This window comes from Bartonella sp. AA168HLJHH (assembly GCF_042197365.1).
Classification (GTDB): Bacteria; Pseudomonadota; Alphaproteobacteria; order Rhizobiales; family Rhizobiaceae; genus Bartonella.
Window position 1 is genome coordinate 151,531 of sequence record NZ_JBHIRS010000001.1, and the last position, 17,405, is coordinate 168,935.

The following is a 17,405-nucleotide window of genomic DNA, read 5'->3' on the forward strand; positions in this document are numbered from 1 at the left end:
ACAAATATTTCAGGAATGATGCTATACTCGCTTCCTTTTGAAGAAATTTTGTTTGTATTGCTACCTGTCGTTCTTTTTATGAACCGTTTTATTTTTAATCAGAACAGTCTATTGATTTATAATGATAGTTTCTCGTTTTTCAGGTTGAATAAGAGACTCGAAGATCGTGAGATCTTCACATTCCAAACTTGGTTATACAGCAGAAAACCAAAAAAGTTTTATTTTTTAAAAGGCTGTTCATTCGTATCTTATGAAATTTCTAGATGTGCTTTTCAGTTTCGATTTTACGCTTTAAATGTAATTTTAAAAGTGGCAAAGTGGCTTCGACTTCTTCTATATCATTGAGGTTTTGAATAAGCTCTTGCAATCTTCCATAAAGCTCTGCTGCTAATTCCGCAACATCTTCAGGAGAAAGTGTTATTTTTGCATCATGATAGGTCGTATAAGCTAAATGTCCAAGCTTTTTCATCAGCCCAACAGGTATCGCTTGCGGTTTAAAACCAGCTGCTTTTGCCTTTGCCATATCTGAAAACATCTCGCCATTTCCCGTTACTAGCCAATCTAATGAAACACCACAAATTTCTTGATATTTGGAGAGCGCAGAGGCTGTAGGCTCACTTATACCAGTTTCATAAGTTCCTATAGAACCAGCAGTGATACCAAGATGTTCAGCAAACTGCTTACGCTCTGTAAAACCAAGAGCGTGACGCACTTCACGAAAACGTTTTGCCAACTCAGTTTTAGGTTTTGCTTCCGGACGAGCCAAAAAAAACACTCCAAAATCAATATAATTGTTGACTAAATAACTATATTGATTTATATCTATCATTACTACCCCTTAAGAAGAGCAGTTATCACATACATAACCCCACAAAAACGGATGTTACAGCATCCATTCAAGCAGGAGCGAAAATTATGACAATTACAAAAAATGCAATCGCCGTGGTATTTTTCTGAGCTGCGCCCCTGTAATATAACCTCGAAAAAACTCAAGCCTATCAGAGGTTATTTTCCAGAGTCAAAAACATTTGGACACAGGCCAATGAAAAAACTAAATGCGCCACTGCCAACTCTATCAGTTTGCATGCCAAGCCAATTCTTGCCAACTGCTTTCTCAAAAGTTGCAGTCATATTCTTTCAAAAGCAAAAAGCCTAATACGATTCTCTTCATTTCATGCTGTGCAATATACCACTGAAATCTTATTACAAAAATATGCTAATGCATTTCCCATAGGTTTTATAAGGTAAAAAGTTTATCAATGTCTAAAAATCAATATAAAATAGGCAAAATAATTGGTATTCTACAAAAAATGAGATTATCACTCGTTATTAAAAAGTTAGACGTTTACAAACCCTGTTTGCTTATTTTATATATTAATGGCACTGATTTAGCTGTAACTGGCAATAGAGATTTCAGGGTTTTTGGTTTATCGTCAGAATACTCTTCCTCTACGCATATTAAAAGCCTTTTGGCAATGTATTTTAAATGCTATAAATTCTATAGCAAACACATTGCCATCCATATTTACAATTGGGCGCTTCAAAATCTTGGAGTAATAAAATCTTTAATAGGCTTTGATTTAAAAGCGCGTATTTTGCAGAAAATTGACAAAACCATGAGGTTCGTATACATGGCAATTTTAAGTGATGATAGTGGAGTGATACTTAAAAAAGCTGCATGGAAACCCGCAACGTTGAGGAATTAAGCATGACCTCTTTATGCGATAAAGAATTATCTGATACACTGGTTGGTCTTTATGACGACTATCAACGCGGTTTCGACATTGGAGAAGAGCTTAAATTGTGCGTGGATTTGGCGTTATCTCTTGAATTGGAACTCAGTATTCACCGTTTAAGTGAAACAGATGCTGTTTTAAAAAAAGAGATTGTGCAAACCTTGCATCGTCGTAGAAATACTCATTCCAGTGAAGATGAAATTGATACAATTTTTCATATGGATTTTGAAAAACAAAAATAATACAATACTCTCCCCATATGATAAGATATTACCTCATTGCTTTACTTTCTACTACGCTTAAACAAAAAACTTTCAAGAAGATTTAAAGTGTTACGTTTTCGTCTTCTTAACAACAGTGAGATGAATTAAAGAAACGCATCAATTCTTTTAGATCATTATCAAAAAATAGAGAGTATTCTCTAGCATACATCAATTTATACTTTGTTCATTAAGCACCAACTTTTACATTTTCTCAACTCTCCTTTAAAAGCAAAATATGAAATGTGCTGCAGCGTAAATGTTTAAAAATAGCGTATATTGACCACTCTTAAACGTAATTTATTGTTTTTCATGTTTATAAAACAGCACTATGAGTATTCCAACAAACGCAACAATGCTTTGAAAAAAATATATCGATTGAGGTGATATGTTACTGTTATCGCTTGCCATGATGAGATAGACTCCGAGGATCAAGCATCCAGAGATACCATTAAAACTTGCCTGCAATCTTCCTTGGTATTCAGGATCACAAGAGAGTTGTGATAAAGAAATCGAAAGAGCCCAACTCGAAAGTCCAAATCCAATCATAAAGTAAACAGGAAAAACAACAAAATTGTGTGTATTAACAGATAAAATAGCGAGGCCAATAGCCATAAAAGCTAATAAAATGGCTAATGTTTTCCTGATAGATAAAACTTTACAAAGAAGTGGTGAAAAAAACGCACCTGTCAATACACCCATAGAATAAAGCACCTCAAATATTGCAAAGGTCCTGTTATCCGCATGTAAAACCTCTTGTATATAAGGAACGAGAATAACAGGAATGGTCATCAAAAGAGTCATAATAATCATCTGGCTTATATAAGGTACAAAAAGAGCCGGATTCTGTTTAAAATAATGAAGGGATGCTGTATAATTTTCCCACCAATTTTGCTGGTTTTGTTTTTTAGATCTTCGGTTTTTAGGTACCTTCATTGCAAAATTAAATAAACCAGCAATGATAAAGAATATACCACCTATTAGAAGAGTTCCTTTTGTTCCTGCATAGGACAGTATAAATCCACTTAAGCCCATACCTACGATAGTGCCAAGTTCATAAACCATATCGATGGTTGCATTTGCATTGATGAGCTGTTCCTTCAGCACAATACTTTGAATTAAAGAAATAGCTGATGGCATATAAAAAGGGATAAAAATACCCAAAAGAGCAGATAAGACCATCAATTCAATTTTTATACCAAAATGCCAAAGCATTACCCAGCTCACGATTACCAAACCTCTCACAAGATTTGAAATAATAATCTGCGTTTTACGGTTATATTTATCTGCCAATATGCCAAAAATAGGCGCAAAAATAATGCTAGGCGTCCAAAGAAAAAGCATTATCAACGCCACACCACGGATTGAGCCCGTCTGATTGTAAGCGATCCATGACAATGTAATATAATTTAGTCCACTTCCAAATGTAGCAAATAAGCCGCTCAAAGTAAAATAGAGAAAAGTTCTATTTTCAAATAAAGCAATGCGTTCCTTCAAATTTGAAGTGAACATAAATTATCCTCTAAAATGAATACCAGTCGATATGCATGATACATCCTGTTTAAAAACAGGCATTCTTACAATTTTCATTTTAGATCATTAAATTTAAGAAAGCAAAATTTCTTTTTTGAGGCTTTTACAATCTTTGTGCTGTTTTATGATTAATTCTTCTATGAAAACGGAACATTTATGGACAAAAACAAAATTAATATTTTATGTGCGTTTTATTCAGAAGCTACACCTTTATACATATGTGAAACAATTTTACGGTATGGAAGCTTCACTCACATTTTATTGTCCTTATTATTCCGTGCACTAAAATATGCTCGAGTATATTCCTCCATGTCGTTCTTCTATCACCACACTTCATCTCTAAAAGAATAAACATACTATTATCCTCACAATAAATATTGCTAACTTTTCTACTCCCCTTCTCTAAATCTTTTAAAACAAGCCCATTACAGTTAGTTTTCTAAATACATTTTTTCAATAAAAGAGAGTTTTTCTTCGTATTTTAAGTTTAAACCATTCCTTTTCTGCAATCGTTCCAGTACTGTAGTGGGCGGTAAATGAAGATAAAATGTAATATGGGGTCTTGGAATAGATTGATTTAATTTAACGACACTTTCAATAGAAAGCTCTCGAGCATAAAAATAAGCAAGACTAGAATAAACAGATCAATCGCTAATTAATAAATTTTGCAATGAAGCTAAGGAAGGTTCAATAATTTCAAGCGTATGTTTGCGTCTATCTGTCTTGCTAAGAGTGCTAAAAGCAACGGATCAATTGCTTTTCCTTTATCTAAATATCTCTAATTTATGGATTATTTCTATACTAAGAACTGTGTTAAAAGTTTGTATTATATGTTTTTCTGTTGAGTAATGACGAGAAATTTCTTTGAAGACCGCATGGAGTTATAAACTTTTTTATCAAGATACATTCTGTCTATATACTCTCCATAAGTTAAATTGTTTTTTGTCTAAAATCTTTTAATGTTCAATAAGATGTTTTTTAACTCGTCTCTAAACAGAAAAACACAATACTCCCGCATTTTGTATAACTTATTAACTTTATGATAAATGGCAGTATATAGACTTAGTTTTAAGATAAGGTTATATTTTAGACAACTTAAAATAAGATTAAGTATTTGTAAAAAATATATTTTTTTGTTCACACTCCATAACCTGCCATTTTCTAACGAATTCTAGTAGATTTCTGAGGATTACTCCTATAGCGTCGTGTAAATATATAGAAATGAGTTCGATCTCAGTATATTATTGTCCTAAGAGCTAGTACTGGATTGCACTACATAGAAATCTAATGAAATCAGCTCTATCTTTTCTCAAACCACCGCTCACACTATAAGCATTTGATATTCAATTCCGTCAAAAAGCAGCAGAGCAATTCTCAGAAAACATCGCTGAGATATTGAAATATGTCTTGCAAAAGCGTTTGAATCAAATGTTTCAATATATCTTTCGGTATATTCATAAACTGAAACTAAGAATATTATAATAAGCCCTCAAACAACGACGACGCCCAAATCGGCCGTAATAAAGCCTCCTAAAACTGAACCAATAATACCTCTCTCTGAAAAAGACTACTATGTAAAGGCTTTAATACAATACCTTAGCGCTAATGCCATAAATGTTTCTGATAGATAACGAAGTTTATTGTCACAATAACATCTAACAACGGTCAATAGAAAAACCTCAACCTTGAGTATAAATGGAGGCAATCTTGAGAGTGCAAACACAGCCTTCCCAAGAACATAGCTATACTGGTCATTTAGCGAAGAAACTCCTCATTGGAAAAGCACCTCACAAGAGATACAGTAAAAATACCAACCGCCTCCGCTCTCAGTTTCTCCAAAATTAGCTATCGCTATGATAAACGTTATCGTTCAAATCTGTACCATGCTTCTATCGAAAAAACTTGACATGCCTAACAACATATATATTAGCTTTTTGTAAAAATGTATAATTTATAGCATGTCTATTTAACATGGGGGGATAATGTGCACAAACAACTGATGTTTCGGTTTTATGGGCTTGTTGTCCTGCTGTATCTTTCTGATATGGTTTTATTTTTAAGTAATCTTTGGAATGCTTATCGCATAACATCCTCATCGGTTTTTCTAGGCGTAACCATGGCTTTGGGCACCCTTATGCCCTATCTTTTGAAAAAAAGCAGTCTTGTGCGCATTAAAGCCTCACTGCGGTTGGTCGATTTATACAAAAGGCGAATCATTATCTATAGCCTTCTTTTATTGATTGCTCTTTTCCATTACGCTGATTCCCCCTTTGGTTTTATTGCTGTCTCTATCTCTATCGGCTATCTCTCTTTGATTACCTTAAGCACACTCGAGACTTATAATACTAAACTAGCACTTAGTGGTTATATTAGCGCCCAAAAGGCTTCCCGCATTATGCAAACAGTGGTGCAAATTGGCGCATTTTTGGGAGCAGCACTGAGTGGTTATCTCTTAGAAGCGACCAGCCCTCGAGGGGCAGCAGCTGAAATCGGTTATAATGGTTTGATTGTGACACTTTGTGTGTTTGACATCATTATAAGCCTTATAGCCGGATATATTATCTTTTGCGATGAATACAACGCTACAGATACCACAGCACTTGCAACTGGTAAGAAGCCAGCACCTACACCGCAAGTGGATGAGCTCTCCCATGAGCTTAAACTTTTATGCGTCTGCATAGGACTTATTGGCTTTCATATTTGCGCTTATAATACGCTGGCAACTATTCTTTTTCAGAGTGTGAAAAATTTTGGCTCTGAATATTATGGGCTTTGCAGTGCGGTTGCAGGCGTGGGCGCTTTTTTGGCTGCTTTTATCAAAATCCCTCGTTTTGAATTTATTCTCCCAGCCCTTATGTTGAGCATGGCTGATCTTATTTTTAGCACCACACAATCGCCCTATTTGGCTGTGGTCTTTTGCTTTTTTATTGGCTTTTCAATGAATACCATGCGAATTAATGCCCGCAAACATACGATTGAAGCGACCAAAACAGAGGCTCAAGCAGAGCTGGTGGGAAGCTATAGCGGCATGCTTTATACTCTCTCCCAATCGGCAGGTTATGTCATTCTTGGTCTTCTTACAAGCTCTGCCCTTATGGGTCCTCAAGCAGCTGTTTATCTTCTGCCCCTTATAGGGTTGATAATCTTTATTTATGTTCTTTTCCTTTTATCGCAGCGGAACAAAGTATGAGAAAACCTATTCTTATTGTCGACCCTTTCTCCACGGGTGCCCTCTATGGCCCTGCTTTGCAAAAATTAGGCTATGCTTGTTATGGTGTTGTCTCTCAAGCAGCTCCTTTTTCACACTATATGCTTTCTTATCAGGGAAAAGGCATGGCAGAAGCGAAGCTTCATAGTGTCGATGAGATAAAGAAACGCTTTCCTATCGGCACGATAGAGGCTGTAATAGCGGGTGCCGAAAGAGGTATCTATTGTGCAGAGAAATTGGCGGCTTATTATGGTTGTCTTGGGAATAACCCCTTGACTACCGATTGGCGACGGAAAAAAGCAGCGATGCAAAAACGCCTTTGTGAAAATGGTTTATCTTACATCCGATCAAAGATTCTTACAAAAAACGATTGTACTTTCGATGGTTTTGAAAGCCACAGCGGCTATGTGGTAAAGCCAAATGATTCTGCAGGGAGTGATGGTGTTTTATTTTTCTCTAATCTTGAGGAAGTAGTAACGTGGACCTCTGAAATCGACTGGAAGAAAAAAAATATTTTTGACGCACCTAACGAGGCTTATTTGCTCCAAGAAAGATTGGAGGGAGAGGAATACATCGTCGATGCCGTTGTAAAGGGAGAGGCTATAAAAATATGTAGTTTGTCACGATATAAAAAAGGTATTCATAATGGAAGTACTTTTGTTTATGAAACGCTTGATGTACTTGATTCTCAAGATCCCTCTTATGCCCCTCTTATCTCTTATGCAAAACAATGCATTCGCGTGCTGGGAATTGAATATGGACCTGCGCATATGGAAATCATGCAAACAGCTCGTGGTCCAGTGATGATTGAAGTAGGAGCCCGACTCCACGGAGGAATTGCACCCACCTTGTTCGCACATTGCTATGAAGATGATTTACTTGAAAGCTCCGTTAACCTTATTGCAGGCGTGTTTTCGCAAACACCAAGTCGCTTTAAGAAAAAAGGGCGTATTATCTTCCTTATCAACGAGATCGACGGTCATATTATAAAAGATGTTAATGTATGGCGGCAAAAGCTTCATTCTTGGGAAAATGTGGTTCATTTTATGCTCTTTTTTAAAGAAAATGAGCCCCTCCCCCTAACCATCGATTTAAATACCTGCCCAGCTATTATAGCAATTTGGGGACACAGTGATGATGAATTATCAGCTTTGGAGAGGATCATTCGTAGCAATTTCTTATAAAATACAGCAATTGGGAGGAAAACATGGATTCAGAAGCGCAGTCAATTGAAAATATAGACAAATATTAAAAATGGAAGCAAGTCATTTTTAAAGAATTCAATGCAACCATGAATAACACAATTAGGCCTTTTCTGCCTATTCGGTGTAAATGGATACTCAAAAAATATGCTTAGATTTGGGTTCTACAATAAGTTGACCGCAAAAAATATGATGGAAGACCTGATAACTTATTGCGATAACTATAAAAGTTTTGGAAAGAACACATCTTTTGTTGCATTCGAGAAGCCTGCCCCCGTACAAAGTATCGAAGTTTATAGAGAAAAATTCTGGTCTATACTTAAAGATTTGCGAACTCTTGATGACCAAGAATGGCCTAAGCATATACCAAAAAATATGTACAATCGTCTATGGGAGTTCTGCTTTCATGGCGAACCTATGTTTATAGTTTGCAATATCCCGTCTCATATAAACAGAATAAGTAGGAGAAGTTCTACATTTATGTTAACTTTCCAGCCTAGGTGGGTTTTTTCTGATCTGCTCGATACAGAACAAAAAGCAAAAAATGCATTCTCCGCTGTAACAAAAAGACTTGAACCTTTTGATATTATCACAAAATCTCCTTTTTTAGGAAAATATGGCGAACCCCAAAATAGAGAATGGACGCAATACTTCCTGCAAGGTAATAATATTGAATCCCCACCTTGCCCATATCATATAATGGAGCACGATAATGACTAAATTTTCTAAAATTAAATTAAATAAAAATATCTATGATATATTCAAAATGATGCTTCCAGAGCAAGGATCAATAGAGATACAAAGAGATTTTCCAAAAAAAAATACACGATTGGCATATTCACCAGGTCGATGAAACTCTCTTAATTATAGAGGGTGAGCCAGATTTTTTCTATAGCGAAAAACATATAACCTGTACACCAGGAGATATTATACATCTACCTGCCAATACAAGGCACAAATCAATTGCGGCATATGTAGGATGCATATATGCAATTGCTACAGAAAATCTCACTATTGGAGATATTAGAGATGGGTAACCGCACGCTCTTTAATGGATTCTTTCTCATACAGGATTTTATTCTTTTACTCCTGCCTCCCATAATGCGCCCATAGATTCTGCGGAAAATAAGGCTATGAAGTTTACGTCCTCTACCCAAACCAACGTGGAAACTTTTCAGAAACCGCATTTTACAGTACAAAATAGAACGTTATTCTTTAGGAAAAAAAATGGATCAAGCTTAACGGATTAAACAAAAAGGAAATAATTTTGTTTACAGCTTTATTGTCGAGCATTCACGAATGGATTCTGGTATTATCTCTATCTGAAATTCCCTACAAGCATGAAGCAGAAAAGTTATCAAGCATATTTAGTATACCTAATGAAAACTGCTATTACCATGCGTGATGGCTCTAAAATGTAGATGGATTTGAATTTTTAAATAATTTTTAACTCTTGCATCACTTTATTTCCATAATTTTTAAATAATATTCAATAACTTAAGTAAAATAAATATTTTTATTTTGGGTTTTGTTGTGTTGTTAATCTAAAGCATGTGAAGAGAATATATTAAAGAATTAAAATATTTATATATCGAAATTGAAGATGTCCTATTTTACCCAAAAAAGAACTATTATGACATAGGTGAATTTAGCTATTAATCTTTTGTTGCCAACAAGTGGTAAAATGATGCTGAATGTAGAAAAAATTGCATAAGAACCTTTAACAAAAATGATTAAAATTTAGATAGAATTACAAGGTATAAAATAGAATTTATTCCATCAGCGCTGCAATTTTTTCTGGTTAATTTATTCTACCAATATCATTAAAGCTTTCTTCTAATGACATCGTCTATCATTGGAAGGAGATATATGATTGTTTTTCGAATTGTGACAGCACAGAAATTTCGTGATTTATTTTGTCCATTAAAAGATGTTTGTTAGTTGAGTAAGTTAAAAAATACATAGCATTCCGTATAATGTAATGTGTATGTATAAAACTTCTCAGGATGATCGTGTTATTTGGGAAAGATTTTACAGCAATTACGAGTATCTCTAGAATGAAAAGCACTGATTTTTAGAACAGAGAAAAACATTGATTATAACAGTTTATTAGGCTAAACGCAAAATATTATTCTAATAATTGATGGTTAATTGTAACGGGATAGTTTTTTGATAATCATAAAGAAAAAGGTATAGAGCGTGTTTCTTTTAGTTAAGGAAAAGTATTGCTCATTTTTCTTTCTAAAAGTAAGCAAATTCAAAGATAATTTTTTGTTCTTATAGTGGTGAGAAAATAATTGTCGAAGTCAGTGAAGGGGAGATTCTAATAGATTGTTACAAAGTTTAATAAAAGTTGGAATACTTAAAAATTCTTAGTTCCTATGATGATTTAAGAATACCAGATTAGGATACGGAGAATTCAAGAGCTCAAAACTTTGTGATAATATTGGTTTAGAATTACATCTTGTTCATTCAGACGAGATGAGCCAATTATTATATGTCACAGAGACATATGGGTGGAAAATTTAAAAAAAGCTTATCCAGAATCTGACTTAAAGGTTATTGGAACTTTAGTAGTAAGATTGGCTTGGTCTCATGTTTCTCAAAAATTAGCAACCAATCTTGTTGTGACTAGACTAAATTTGGAAGATCTGCTCACTGAGCGTTTTTATAATATTATGAAATGATAAAAATATTAATATTTCTTCTTGTCCGGGACATGAAGCCGGTGCTATTTGTATTTATTATCCGTTGCACCATTGTCCGAAATATATTTTAAGTGGTTGTCACTTGAAATATGCCTTGGAAAATTATTTGGCAAGAGAGCGTACCTATATGTATTGGAAAGTAATTTCCTATTATTTGTCTCAATCTATGGGTACAACGTTGCCAAGTATAGAATTCATGCTGACAGATGACTTTCAAAAAATAAGTGCCTATAACGCATTTGAACTAAACTTTTATGAAAAACTGGAATTTAGTACCGAACCATATTCGACAATGGAGAAAATCATAAAATGGCTTGAGTCTCTGTTTAAGAGGGAGGGGGCTAGTGCGTAATTCTGTTTTTCTTATGATTGTGATTGGTTGTTTGACGAGTTTTTGTGCTAGTGGTGTATTATCTATTGGCCTTTCTTTGTTACAATTCCAAGATACAACGGGAGAAGCGTCTGCTACTTTAAATGTCGTTAATTTAATCGCAATTGGAATTGCTGGCTTATGTTTGGGAAATGTGTTGGCGTACTATCAAGGCTTTATAATTGGGTTTTATAGTCAAATTATTTGCGCTTGTTTATTGTCTTTCTTATTATTTATGAACAATCCGGTGCTTATTTTATTTGTATTTTTTTTACTTTTTCTCTTGATGGGGGCTGATAATCCAAATAACAATAGTGCCTTGAATCAGCTGGTTCCAGCTCCCAAACAAAAAGCTGGAATTTTTGCATTTTATACTAGTTGCTGTCAGTTTTTTGTTATTATATCCCCGTTGCTTATATATTTTATAATTGCGCATTTGGGGCACAAAATAGCCATAGCCTTTATTGTATTTATCTATCTTTTGAATGCCAGCTTATGGTTTTGTATAAAGTCTATACAACAACTAAACAGAGCAAAAGAGCTATTAAAAAAGCCATCTCAAAAAGCTTATGGAGTTGGGTTCAGGTGCCTTTGGCGGATTTCTGCGTTGCGTTTTTTAACGATTAATCGTATTTTGAATAATTCTCTCTATACGGGGCCTATTGTTTTATTGCCACTTGTTCTTGCTTCTATAACATCAGATAATATAAAATTTACAGCTATTCAAAATTCTATTTTTGCTTTGTCAGCACTGGGTTTTGTGATCAATGGTCTTATCTCATCTTATTATTTACGGAAATTTCCATCTTTAATTCGTTTTTTTGTATGGGGGGCACCGGCTTTTGCCGTGATCGCAATCTCTTTTGTTTTATATTTAAATTTTACTCAATATTCCCTTTATATTATGGGATTTTTATTAGGTATTGGGCAATTTTATTTTAGGGTATCGGGCATAACAATTGGACAAGCTATCACACCTAGTGAAAATTTAGCCGAGGTGATTTTGGCAGGCGATGCCAGTGTACGCATCATAACAGCTTTATTCTCTATTGTGCTTTTATATGCAGGAAAATTTTTTTCATTTTCTATATTATACGTCCTGTGTGTATTTATAGGCTTTTGCGCCCCTTTATTTATTTTGCACGGACTATCTATTTACATACAAAGCTTAGAGATAAAAGAAAGCGCCGCATGAATGATGTTCAATTATTATATTACGTCAGCCTTTTTTTGATTATCGTATAGATAAAAATTTTGTACAAATATTCATGACATTAATTTTAAATAAACACATTGCGTGAGAAAAGCTGAGGTATTCGTTACCTCTCATGTGGATAAAACGCATTTAGCCCGTTAATCAACGAAATTGCAAATAGCACTATGATCACCATTAATTCTAAAAGCTCTACCAGAAGTTAGTGATAATGGCAAAAATCCTTTAATGATATTTGAAGAGATCGTTTTAAATTAATGGCGGGGTATTGCCCCCCTTTGAGTTCGAATCCTCTACACCTACCATTGAGTTGCAACAATAGTCGTCCTGAAAGATAACAAAATCAAGGTTTTTGTTGCTACGGTACTGAGGGTTTGCATTTCAAATACTGGGTAGCATGAACCCTTTAATGCAGATTACTACGGTACTATACCGAGGGTTCGAATCCTGCCTTGCCTTCATTGGAAACGGATAATCGCCGCAAAATATACGGTGATTAAGCCAGTTATTCACCGCAACGTGCTGTAGCTATTGCTGTCTTAATAATCGGAGCAACAGAATCTTTAGATATATTTCTGTCAGAGCAATATTTAGAATTAAGCCATTCAAGCAAAGGCTTTTGTCCCTTGCTTGAATTACATCCACAACAACAGAGCGCTATATTTTCCCGTGTGATTATGGATGCGTCATTAATGATATGCTCCCAACTTGCCGCCGTTTTTCTAGAAACGTTTACTGGCGTAAATTCTGACCTGCAATAGACGCAAATCTTATCACGATCCCGCACTTCTTTTTCCAACCAATCAGGAATGTTCCAGTTATTAGCCAAGGTTACTTCTCCTCGGAATTTGTTGCGTATCTCCAGAGGCTGCATACTCATCCAGCCAGCAGAATGTGTTGACCAGTTTCATCTGCTCTACAGAGTCGCATGGGATTTCCAGCAATTTTGGATTAGCGATCACGACCGCCAAACACTGTACGCGTGACACGGCAACATTCAAACGGTTCTTGCTGTAGAGAAACTCAATGTTGCGCGGCAGATCTTCGGCGCTGGATGTCACCATAGAAATCAGCACGATCGGCGCTTCTTGGCCTTGGAACTTATCAACGGTGCCGATCTTAGCATTGTCCGGCAGGATGGAGCGCAGATAATTGACCTGCACATTATATGGCGTGACCACAAGAATATCGTCCTCGGTGGATCGGGCGGATGCCATTACGGTCGGTAAACTCTTGGCCAAGCAAAGCATCATATTTGGTTTTGATGATCTCGCCTTCCTCAACGCTTTTTTGTGAGCAGCCTTCATGCTCTGCCGGGATCATGACAATCCCTGCATTGGGCAGATCAACGCCTTGCAGATTCAGGCCGCGCTCAGCAGTGCTTTTATGAGCAGTCAGGCGACCATCATAAAAGGCATCAGAAATAAACTAGCAGATGCTTGGACGCATACGGCGTGTCTGACCAAGGAAGATGCCGCGCTCAGCCGGAATAGTGGAATAATTGCCCAACAAGAATTCCAGCACTGACAATCCAGCCTCGCCCGGATGAGTGCCTTGGATAGGCTGACCAAGCTGCATTTGATCTCCTACCAGAATGATATTCTTGGTCGCCGTGGCCATCGCCACCACATTGGCGGTAGCAACTTGTCCGGCCTCATCAATAAACAGGTAATCCAGCTAACCATCAAAGTGCGGGCTGGCAAATGTCCATGCGGTATCCGCAAACAGATCAGTGCCAAGGCTCATATTCTCGATCTTGGTTTCTGAGCGGATGAATTGCCCATCAAAGACGGTTTCATCATTACCGCTGCTGGTTTTTTTTGATGCCATGGAAGTTCCGGCCTTTTTCAGCAGCAACGCTTTCCACTTTTTCCAGCAAGTTGTGAATGGCCTTGTGCGAGTTGGAGGTAACGCCGATTTTCTTGCCGCGTTTGATCAGGTCCACAATGATATGGCTACTGGTATAAGTCTTACCTGCGCCCGGTGGACCTTGGATAAAGAGATAGCTGTTATCTAATGCCGCAATGGCTTCCAGCGCATCGCCTTGCAGATCATCAGAGGTGATAACCGCTTCGCCCGACTGCTTGCCCTGAATGCGTGGTACATTTCGCGCCAGTAGTTCTGTCGCGGCATGAGTGCCTTCTGACGCTTCCAGCACATGGTCGGCATAGCGGTAAATAGCGGAGCGGATGATCTTGCTGTCAATCGGTCCCGGTGGGCCAATTGATAGGCTTTCCGGCAATGGTTCTTTGCTGACCCCGCGCTTGATTTTGACAATGCAGGCATCTTCATCGATTTCAACAATCGTGCCTGCATTTTCCATGACAGCAATATCAACGGCCTGAGCGCCGACCTTCAACTTGTATTACTGTGAAGGAAAGCGATCGCTGTATATCAGGGAACGCTTTTCAGGCTCGGGGCTGCCAACTTGCCGCAGGCCACCAAGGCACTCCGTATCGTCAACCAGCTCATCTTCAAATTTGTTCTGCCGTTCAAAGCTGCTCCACCATTGCGGCTTGGCTTCCCGATTATGAAACTCCCGCAGATGCGATAGCCGCTCATTGATCGGCGGTGGGTTATTCTCGATCACACCAAAGCGGGTTTGGTAATCCTCATATTCGATTTCCCAGTCCTTGCGCTGTAGCTTTTCTTCCTCGGCATATTCCGGAAGGCCCTTAAACCACGGCGCATCTTCCGGCTTAAGTGTCAGCAGCCAATCACGCAGCAAATGCGTGGAAACGCAATCCACCTCGTTATAATCAGGAATCTCTTGCAGCAATTCATCAGCACCTGTTTCACGCCATTCGTTGTAGACGATGATGCTATCGGCGGCGGGTCGCCACAGCATTGGCACGCTTGTCCATATAGAAGGTTTCCATGTTTTTAATGGAATAGCCGGGTTCAGAGGTGCGGATGCTTTCACGCACCACCAGATACATATCAATGAATTTCTGGTTGCGAAGCAGATTATCCAGCTGCTCTTCGCAGACCGCATAACGGCAGGCCAATCGTATCAGGGCTGTGGTTTCATAGTGGTTGTAATGATAGATATGGGCATGTGGGTGTTTAGCAAGATGATCAGCCATAAAGCCCATGAAGCGCTTAAAGGTCTCTTTTTCTTCTTCATGGTCATGCGCCCAGAACGGAAGGAACAGCTCCTTGCCATCTTTGAAATAATACACCCCAAACAAATACTCCAAGCCATTCGGGTAAAGCGGATCGCCTTTCATATCAAAGAACAGGTCACCATTATCCGGCACTGGCATACGGGTAAAGCCCTTGCCTGGAGGAAACGGAATGATCTGGCATTTATTCTCCCCAGTGGTGGCTTTGTGGTGTTGCAGGACAGCTTGGGAGCGCAGGCGTAAAAATACATCACGGCTCAAATCAGGGATTTTGGTGTCAGGTGCAGTGGCGGCAAGCTCTGCAACGGTGCGGATACCAGCCTTCCGTAGCTTATCCATCTGTGAGCGCTGAATGTTGGCTACAAGGCTTAAATGGTCATCTTGCTCCCACTGCGCTTTGCAGCCATCACGCCACGGGCAGAAATTGCAATGGCCACAAGGCTCAGGATATGAGTCCGCAGGCGGGTTTTGCAGATAGCTTTCAAAGCGGCCTTTGGCGCGGGTGTAGTAATAGAAAAAGTCAGCCACGCGGAAGCTGTGTTTTTCATGGTCGCCCAGAAACAGATGCATATCAGCCGGGCGCAATCCTTGCAGGTCAGTCAGCAGCTCAGAATAGACGCAAAGCTGCATGATATGCTTGGGCTCAGCCGTTCGCGCCAGTTTGGTATCCAGCATCTCATAGCTGAAATCGCCTAAGTCTGATGACGTATCGCACTTAATCAGAAAGTCAGCTTCACCCCGCCAAGGCGGCACAAAGAAAACGACCTGATAAATGACATCCGCACCGGACTGCATGGCCTCCAGTGTTAGCTGGGCACAATCTTGCAGATTGCAATCTTTAGGGATTTCAACGACGGATTTACCTTCGTCTTTAAGCTGCTGGAGATACACCGCCTCATGTTCCAAGCCTTTTTGCTGCAGTAGCTGAGCTGTAGTGCTGGCTTCGGCCTTATCTATGCTCTCGCTCAGCGCCTTCACATCAAGGAAGCTCGCATGGTGACACCCCAAAAAGGTGACCAAGTCCGATGGTGAGTAGAGAATCTGATCGTTACCGTATTGCTGCACTTACATCCCTGCCATTTTTTATCATTGCCCTTGTGCTTATGAATATTTTAGAATATTTTACATCTTAATGACCAAATTATAAGTAAGAAGGCATGTCTGACGAGCACGATATTCTGACAGTTGAGGAAGTGGCCCGTTACTTAAAAGTAACAGAACGGCACGTCTATAAACTCCTTTCAGACAGGAAGATACCCGCGTTCAAAGTTGGTGGAGCTTGGCGTTTCAAACGAGAGCAGCTCGAAAAGTGGATAGAAGAAGGCGTTAACGAACAATCAAAAGAAAAAAGAACCAACAAAGATGATTGATATTTTTAAGACAAAATACAGCGATTGGAATTCTCTTGAGAGAACGCTTGAGGCTATTGGTGACAACAAAGCTAAAGGCGATGCGTTTGAATATTTCTGTTATTTTTATTTGAAGTTCTTATCTGACTTACATCAGATTAAAGAGATATATTGCCCAATTGTTGATAACCGTCCGTTTCCAAAGCATGTTGTTGATAAGCTTCGTCTGGAGAAAACAGACTATGGCGTAGATGGAGTTTTTATCAACAACGCAGGAGATTATATCGCTTGGCAAGCCAAGTTCCGGTCTGGGCGAGCAGCACTTACATCACGCGAACTTTCAACATTTTGGGCTGAAGCAGAGTACGCTGATTACAGGTTTATTATTTCTAACACTCACATTCTGCCGAATGTAGCTCATAAAAAACCGGGCATCTAAGTGCATTAGTTGACCGATTTACCTCTTTGGACGAAGACTTCTTTTCTTCTTTATATCAGTCTGCCATTTCTCAAAATATTCAAATTGAAAGAGATAAGAAGAGTCCTCGACCATATCAATCTGAGATACTTCAAGACATTATTTCTGGATTTTCATCAAGTGATCGAGGAAAGCTCATTGCGGCTTGTGGAATAGGAAAGACTCTCATCGCACTGTGAACCCTTGAGCATCTTCAAGCTGACAACGTAATATTTTTTGCCCC

At 38.1% G+C, this 17,405-nt stretch carries 21 protein-coding genes and 1 pseudogene; 13 read left to right on the forward strand and 9 right to left on the reverse strand.

The window, feature by feature from the left end:
* Positions 1–259 precede the first annotated feature (259 nt).
* On the reverse strand, positions 260–766 hold the full coding sequence (locus ACFINM_RS00560) for a helix-turn-helix domain-containing protein (RefSeq protein WP_375639995.1): 507 nt from the start codon (positions 764–766) through the stop codon (positions 260–262).
* A 493-nt stretch (positions 767–1,259) separates the two neighbouring features.
* On the opposite strand from ACFINM_RS00560, the gene ACFINM_RS00565 reads away from it, so the two are divergent.
* Together ACFINM_RS00565 and ACFINM_RS00570 are read left to right on the forward strand one after the other, a co-directional pair.
* A complete protein-coding gene (locus ACFINM_RS00565) occupies positions 1,260–1,706 on the forward strand; it encodes a hypothetical protein (protein ID WP_375608751.1) in 447 nt (148 codons plus the stop codon).
* A gap of 2 nt (positions 1,707–1,708) precedes the next feature.
* Entirely contained in the window at positions 1,709–1,978 is a 270-nt protein-coding gene (locus ACFINM_RS00570) for a hypothetical protein (protein ID WP_375634046.1), read from the forward strand.
* A 318-nt stretch (positions 1,979–2,296) separates the two neighbouring features.
* Here ACFINM_RS00570 and ACFINM_RS00575 read toward each other — a convergent pair whose 3' ends face one another.
* Positions 2,297–3,508 carry an MFS transporter gene (locus ACFINM_RS00575; RefSeq protein WP_375639565.1) on the reverse strand — a complete coding sequence of 404 codons (1,212 nt, stop codon included), beginning with the start codon at positions 3,506–3,508 and terminating at the stop codon, positions 2,297–2,299.
* A gap of 452 nt (positions 3,509–3,960) precedes the next feature.
* Positions 3,961–4,158, reverse strand: a pseudogene (locus ACFINM_RS00580) (hypothetical protein); the annotation flags it as partial.
* Positions 4,159–5,528: 1,370 nt separating this feature from the next.
* Here ACFINM_RS00580 and ACFINM_RS00585 point away from each other — a divergent pair.
* The 7 genes from ACFINM_RS00585 (at position 5,529) to ACFINM_RS00615 (ending at position 12,212) form a co-directional block, all read left to right on the forward strand.
* The gene (locus ACFINM_RS00585) at positions 5,529–6,719 is read left to right on the forward strand and encodes a hypothetical protein (protein ID WP_375639999.1); all 1,191 of its coding nucleotides are present in this window, start codon (positions 5,529–5,531) and stop codon (positions 6,717–6,719) included.
* Positions 6,716–7,921, forward strand: coding sequence for an ATP-grasp domain-containing protein (locus ACFINM_RS00590; protein ID WP_375629281.1), 1,206 nt, complete (start codon positions 6,716–6,718; stop codon positions 7,919–7,921). The genes ACFINM_RS00585 and ACFINM_RS00590 overlap by 4 nt, the downstream gene beginning before the upstream one ends.
* Before the next feature lie 192 nt (positions 7,922–8,113).
* Positions 8,114–8,659: a YqcI/YcgG family protein gene (locus tag ACFINM_RS00595; RefSeq protein WP_375639569.1), complete on the forward strand. Its 546-nt coding sequence runs from the start codon at positions 8,114–8,116 to the stop codon at positions 8,657–8,659.
* Positions 8,652–8,792, forward strand: a complete 141-nt coding sequence (locus ACFINM_RS00600; RefSeq protein WP_375632724.1) for a hypothetical protein — start codon at positions 8,652–8,654, stop codon at positions 8,790–8,792. The genes ACFINM_RS00595 and ACFINM_RS00600 overlap by 8 nt, the downstream gene beginning before the upstream one ends.
* Positions 8,793–8,805: 13 nt before the next feature.
* Entirely contained in the window at positions 8,806–8,976 is a 171-nt protein-coding gene (locus ACFINM_RS00605) for a hypothetical protein (RefSeq protein ID WP_375640004.1), read from the forward strand.
* A gap of 1,479 nt (positions 8,977–10,455) precedes the next feature.
* Positions 10,456–10,626, forward strand: a complete 171-nt coding sequence (locus ACFINM_RS00610) for a hypothetical protein (RefSeq protein WP_375611449.1) — start codon at positions 10,456–10,458, stop codon at positions 10,624–10,626.
* Between the two features lie 365 nt (positions 10,627–10,991).
* Entirely contained in the window at positions 10,992–12,212 is a 1,221-nt protein-coding gene (locus ACFINM_RS00615) for an MFS transporter (RefSeq protein ID WP_375639578.1), read from the forward strand.
* Between the two features lie 523 nt (positions 12,213–12,735).
* Here ACFINM_RS00615 and ACFINM_RS00620 read toward each other — a convergent pair.
* Entirely contained in the window at positions 12,736–13,059 is a 324-nt protein-coding gene (locus ACFINM_RS00620) for an HNH endonuclease (protein ID WP_375612865.1), read from the reverse strand.
* Positions 13,052–13,537, reverse strand: coding sequence for an AAA domain-containing protein (locus ACFINM_RS00625; protein WP_375639582.1), 486 nt, complete (start codon positions 13,535–13,537; stop codon positions 13,052–13,054). Before ACFINM_RS00625 ends, ACFINM_RS00620 begins: the two co-directional genes overlap by 8 nt.
* On the opposite strand from ACFINM_RS00625, the gene ACFINM_RS00630 reads away from it, so the two are divergent.
* Complete coding sequence (locus tag ACFINM_RS00630; protein ID WP_375639584.1) at positions 13,536–13,757, forward strand: hypothetical protein; 222 nt, start codon at positions 13,536–13,538, stop codon at positions 13,755–13,757. The two genes, ACFINM_RS00625 and ACFINM_RS00630, sit on opposite strands and share 2 nt — an antisense overlap.
* 150 nt (positions 13,758–13,907) lie before the next feature.
* Here ACFINM_RS00630 and ACFINM_RS00635 read toward each other — a convergent pair whose 3' ends face one another.
* From ACFINM_RS00635 to ACFINM_RS00650, 4 genes are read right to left on the reverse strand one after another with little or no spacing between them, the layout of a single operon-like run.
* The gene (locus tag ACFINM_RS00635; protein WP_375639586.1) at positions 13,908–14,060 is read right to left on the reverse strand and encodes a hypothetical protein; all 153 of its coding nucleotides are present in this window, start codon (positions 14,058–14,060) and stop codon (positions 13,908–13,910) included.
* A complete protein-coding gene (locus ACFINM_RS00640) occupies positions 14,032–14,589 on the reverse strand; it encodes an AAA domain-containing protein (protein ID WP_375639590.1) in 558 nt (185 codons plus the stop codon). The genes ACFINM_RS00635 and ACFINM_RS00640 overlap by 29 nt, the downstream gene beginning before the upstream one ends.
* Before the next feature lie 6 nt (positions 14,590–14,595).
* Complete coding sequence (locus tag ACFINM_RS00645; protein WP_375639595.1) at positions 14,596–15,078, reverse strand: ribonuclease H-like domain-containing protein; 483 nt, start codon at positions 15,076–15,078, stop codon at positions 14,596–14,598.
* Complete coding sequence (locus ACFINM_RS00650) at positions 15,053–16,420, reverse strand: TM0106 family RecB-like putative nuclease (protein WP_375639599.1); 1,368 nt, start codon at positions 16,418–16,420, stop codon at positions 15,053–15,055. The genes ACFINM_RS00645 and ACFINM_RS00650 overlap by 26 nt, the downstream gene beginning before the upstream one ends.
* A gap of 92 nt (positions 16,421–16,512) precedes the next feature.
* On the opposite strand from ACFINM_RS00650, the gene ACFINM_RS00655 reads away from it, so the two are divergent.
* The 3 genes from ACFINM_RS00655 to ACFINM_RS00665 are packed head-to-tail and all read left to right on the forward strand — an operon-like array spanning position 16,513 to position 17,361.
* Positions 16,513–16,725 (forward strand): helix-turn-helix domain-containing protein, encoded by a 213-nt coding sequence (locus ACFINM_RS00655; RefSeq protein WP_375612860.1) that lies wholly within the window; start codon positions 16,513–16,515, stop codon positions 16,723–16,725.
* Positions 16,718–17,143 (forward strand): hypothetical protein, encoded by a 426-nt coding sequence (locus tag ACFINM_RS00660; RefSeq protein ID WP_375639604.1) that lies wholly within the window; start codon positions 16,718–16,720, stop codon positions 17,141–17,143. Before ACFINM_RS00655 ends, ACFINM_RS00660 begins: the two co-directional genes overlap by 8 nt.
* A gap of 26 nt (positions 17,144–17,169) precedes the next feature.
* On the forward strand, positions 17,170–17,361 hold the full coding sequence (locus ACFINM_RS00665) for a DEAD/DEAH box helicase family protein (protein ID WP_375639606.1): 192 nt from the start codon (positions 17,170–17,172) through the stop codon (positions 17,359–17,361).
* Positions 17,362–17,405 lie beyond the last annotated feature (44 nt).

Coding starts and splice junctions, on each gene's coding strand:
- ACFINM_RS00565 (WP_375608751.1), top strand. CDS start 1,260: ATGTCTAAAAATCAATATAAAATAGGCAAAATAATTGGTATTCTACAA.
- ACFINM_RS00570 (WP_375634046.1), top strand. CDS start 1,709: ATGACCTCTTTATGCGATAAAGAATTATCTGATACACTGGTTGGTCTT.
- ACFINM_RS00625 (WP_375639582.1), bottom strand. CDS start 13,537: ATGAAGGCTGCTCACAAAAAAGCGTTGAGGAAGGCGAGATCATCAAAA.
- ACFINM_RS00630 (WP_375639584.1), top strand. CDS start 13,536: ATGCTCTGCCGGGATCATGACAATCCCTGCATTGGGCAGATCAACGCC.
- ACFINM_RS00655 (WP_375612860.1), top strand. CDS start 16,513: ATGTCTGACGAGCACGATATTCTGACAGTTGAGGAAGTGGCCCGTTAC.
- ACFINM_RS00585 (WP_375639999.1), top strand. CDS start 5,529: ATGTTTCGGTTTTATGGGCTTGTTGTCCTGCTGTATCTTTCTGATATG.
- ACFINM_RS00645 (WP_375639595.1), bottom strand. CDS start 15,078: ATGCTGTGGCGACCCGCCGCCGATAGCATCATCGTCTACAACGAATGG.
- ACFINM_RS00600 (WP_375632724.1), top strand. CDS start 8,652: ATGACTAAATTTTCTAAAATTAAATTAAATAAAAATATCTATGATATA.
- ACFINM_RS00590 (WP_375629281.1), top strand. CDS start 6,716: ATGAGAAAACCTATTCTTATTGTCGACCCTTTCTCCACGGGTGCCCTC.
- ACFINM_RS00660 (WP_375639604.1), top strand. CDS start 16,718: ATGATTGATATTTTTAAGACAAAATACAGCGATTGGAATTCTCTTGAG.
- ACFINM_RS00635 (WP_375639586.1), bottom strand. CDS start 14,060: ATGGCATCAAAAAAAACCAGCAGCGGTAATGATGAAACCGTCTTTGAT.
- ACFINM_RS00575 (WP_375639565.1), bottom strand. CDS start 3,508: ATGTTCACTTCAAATTTGAAGGAACGCATTGCTTTATTTGAAAATAGA.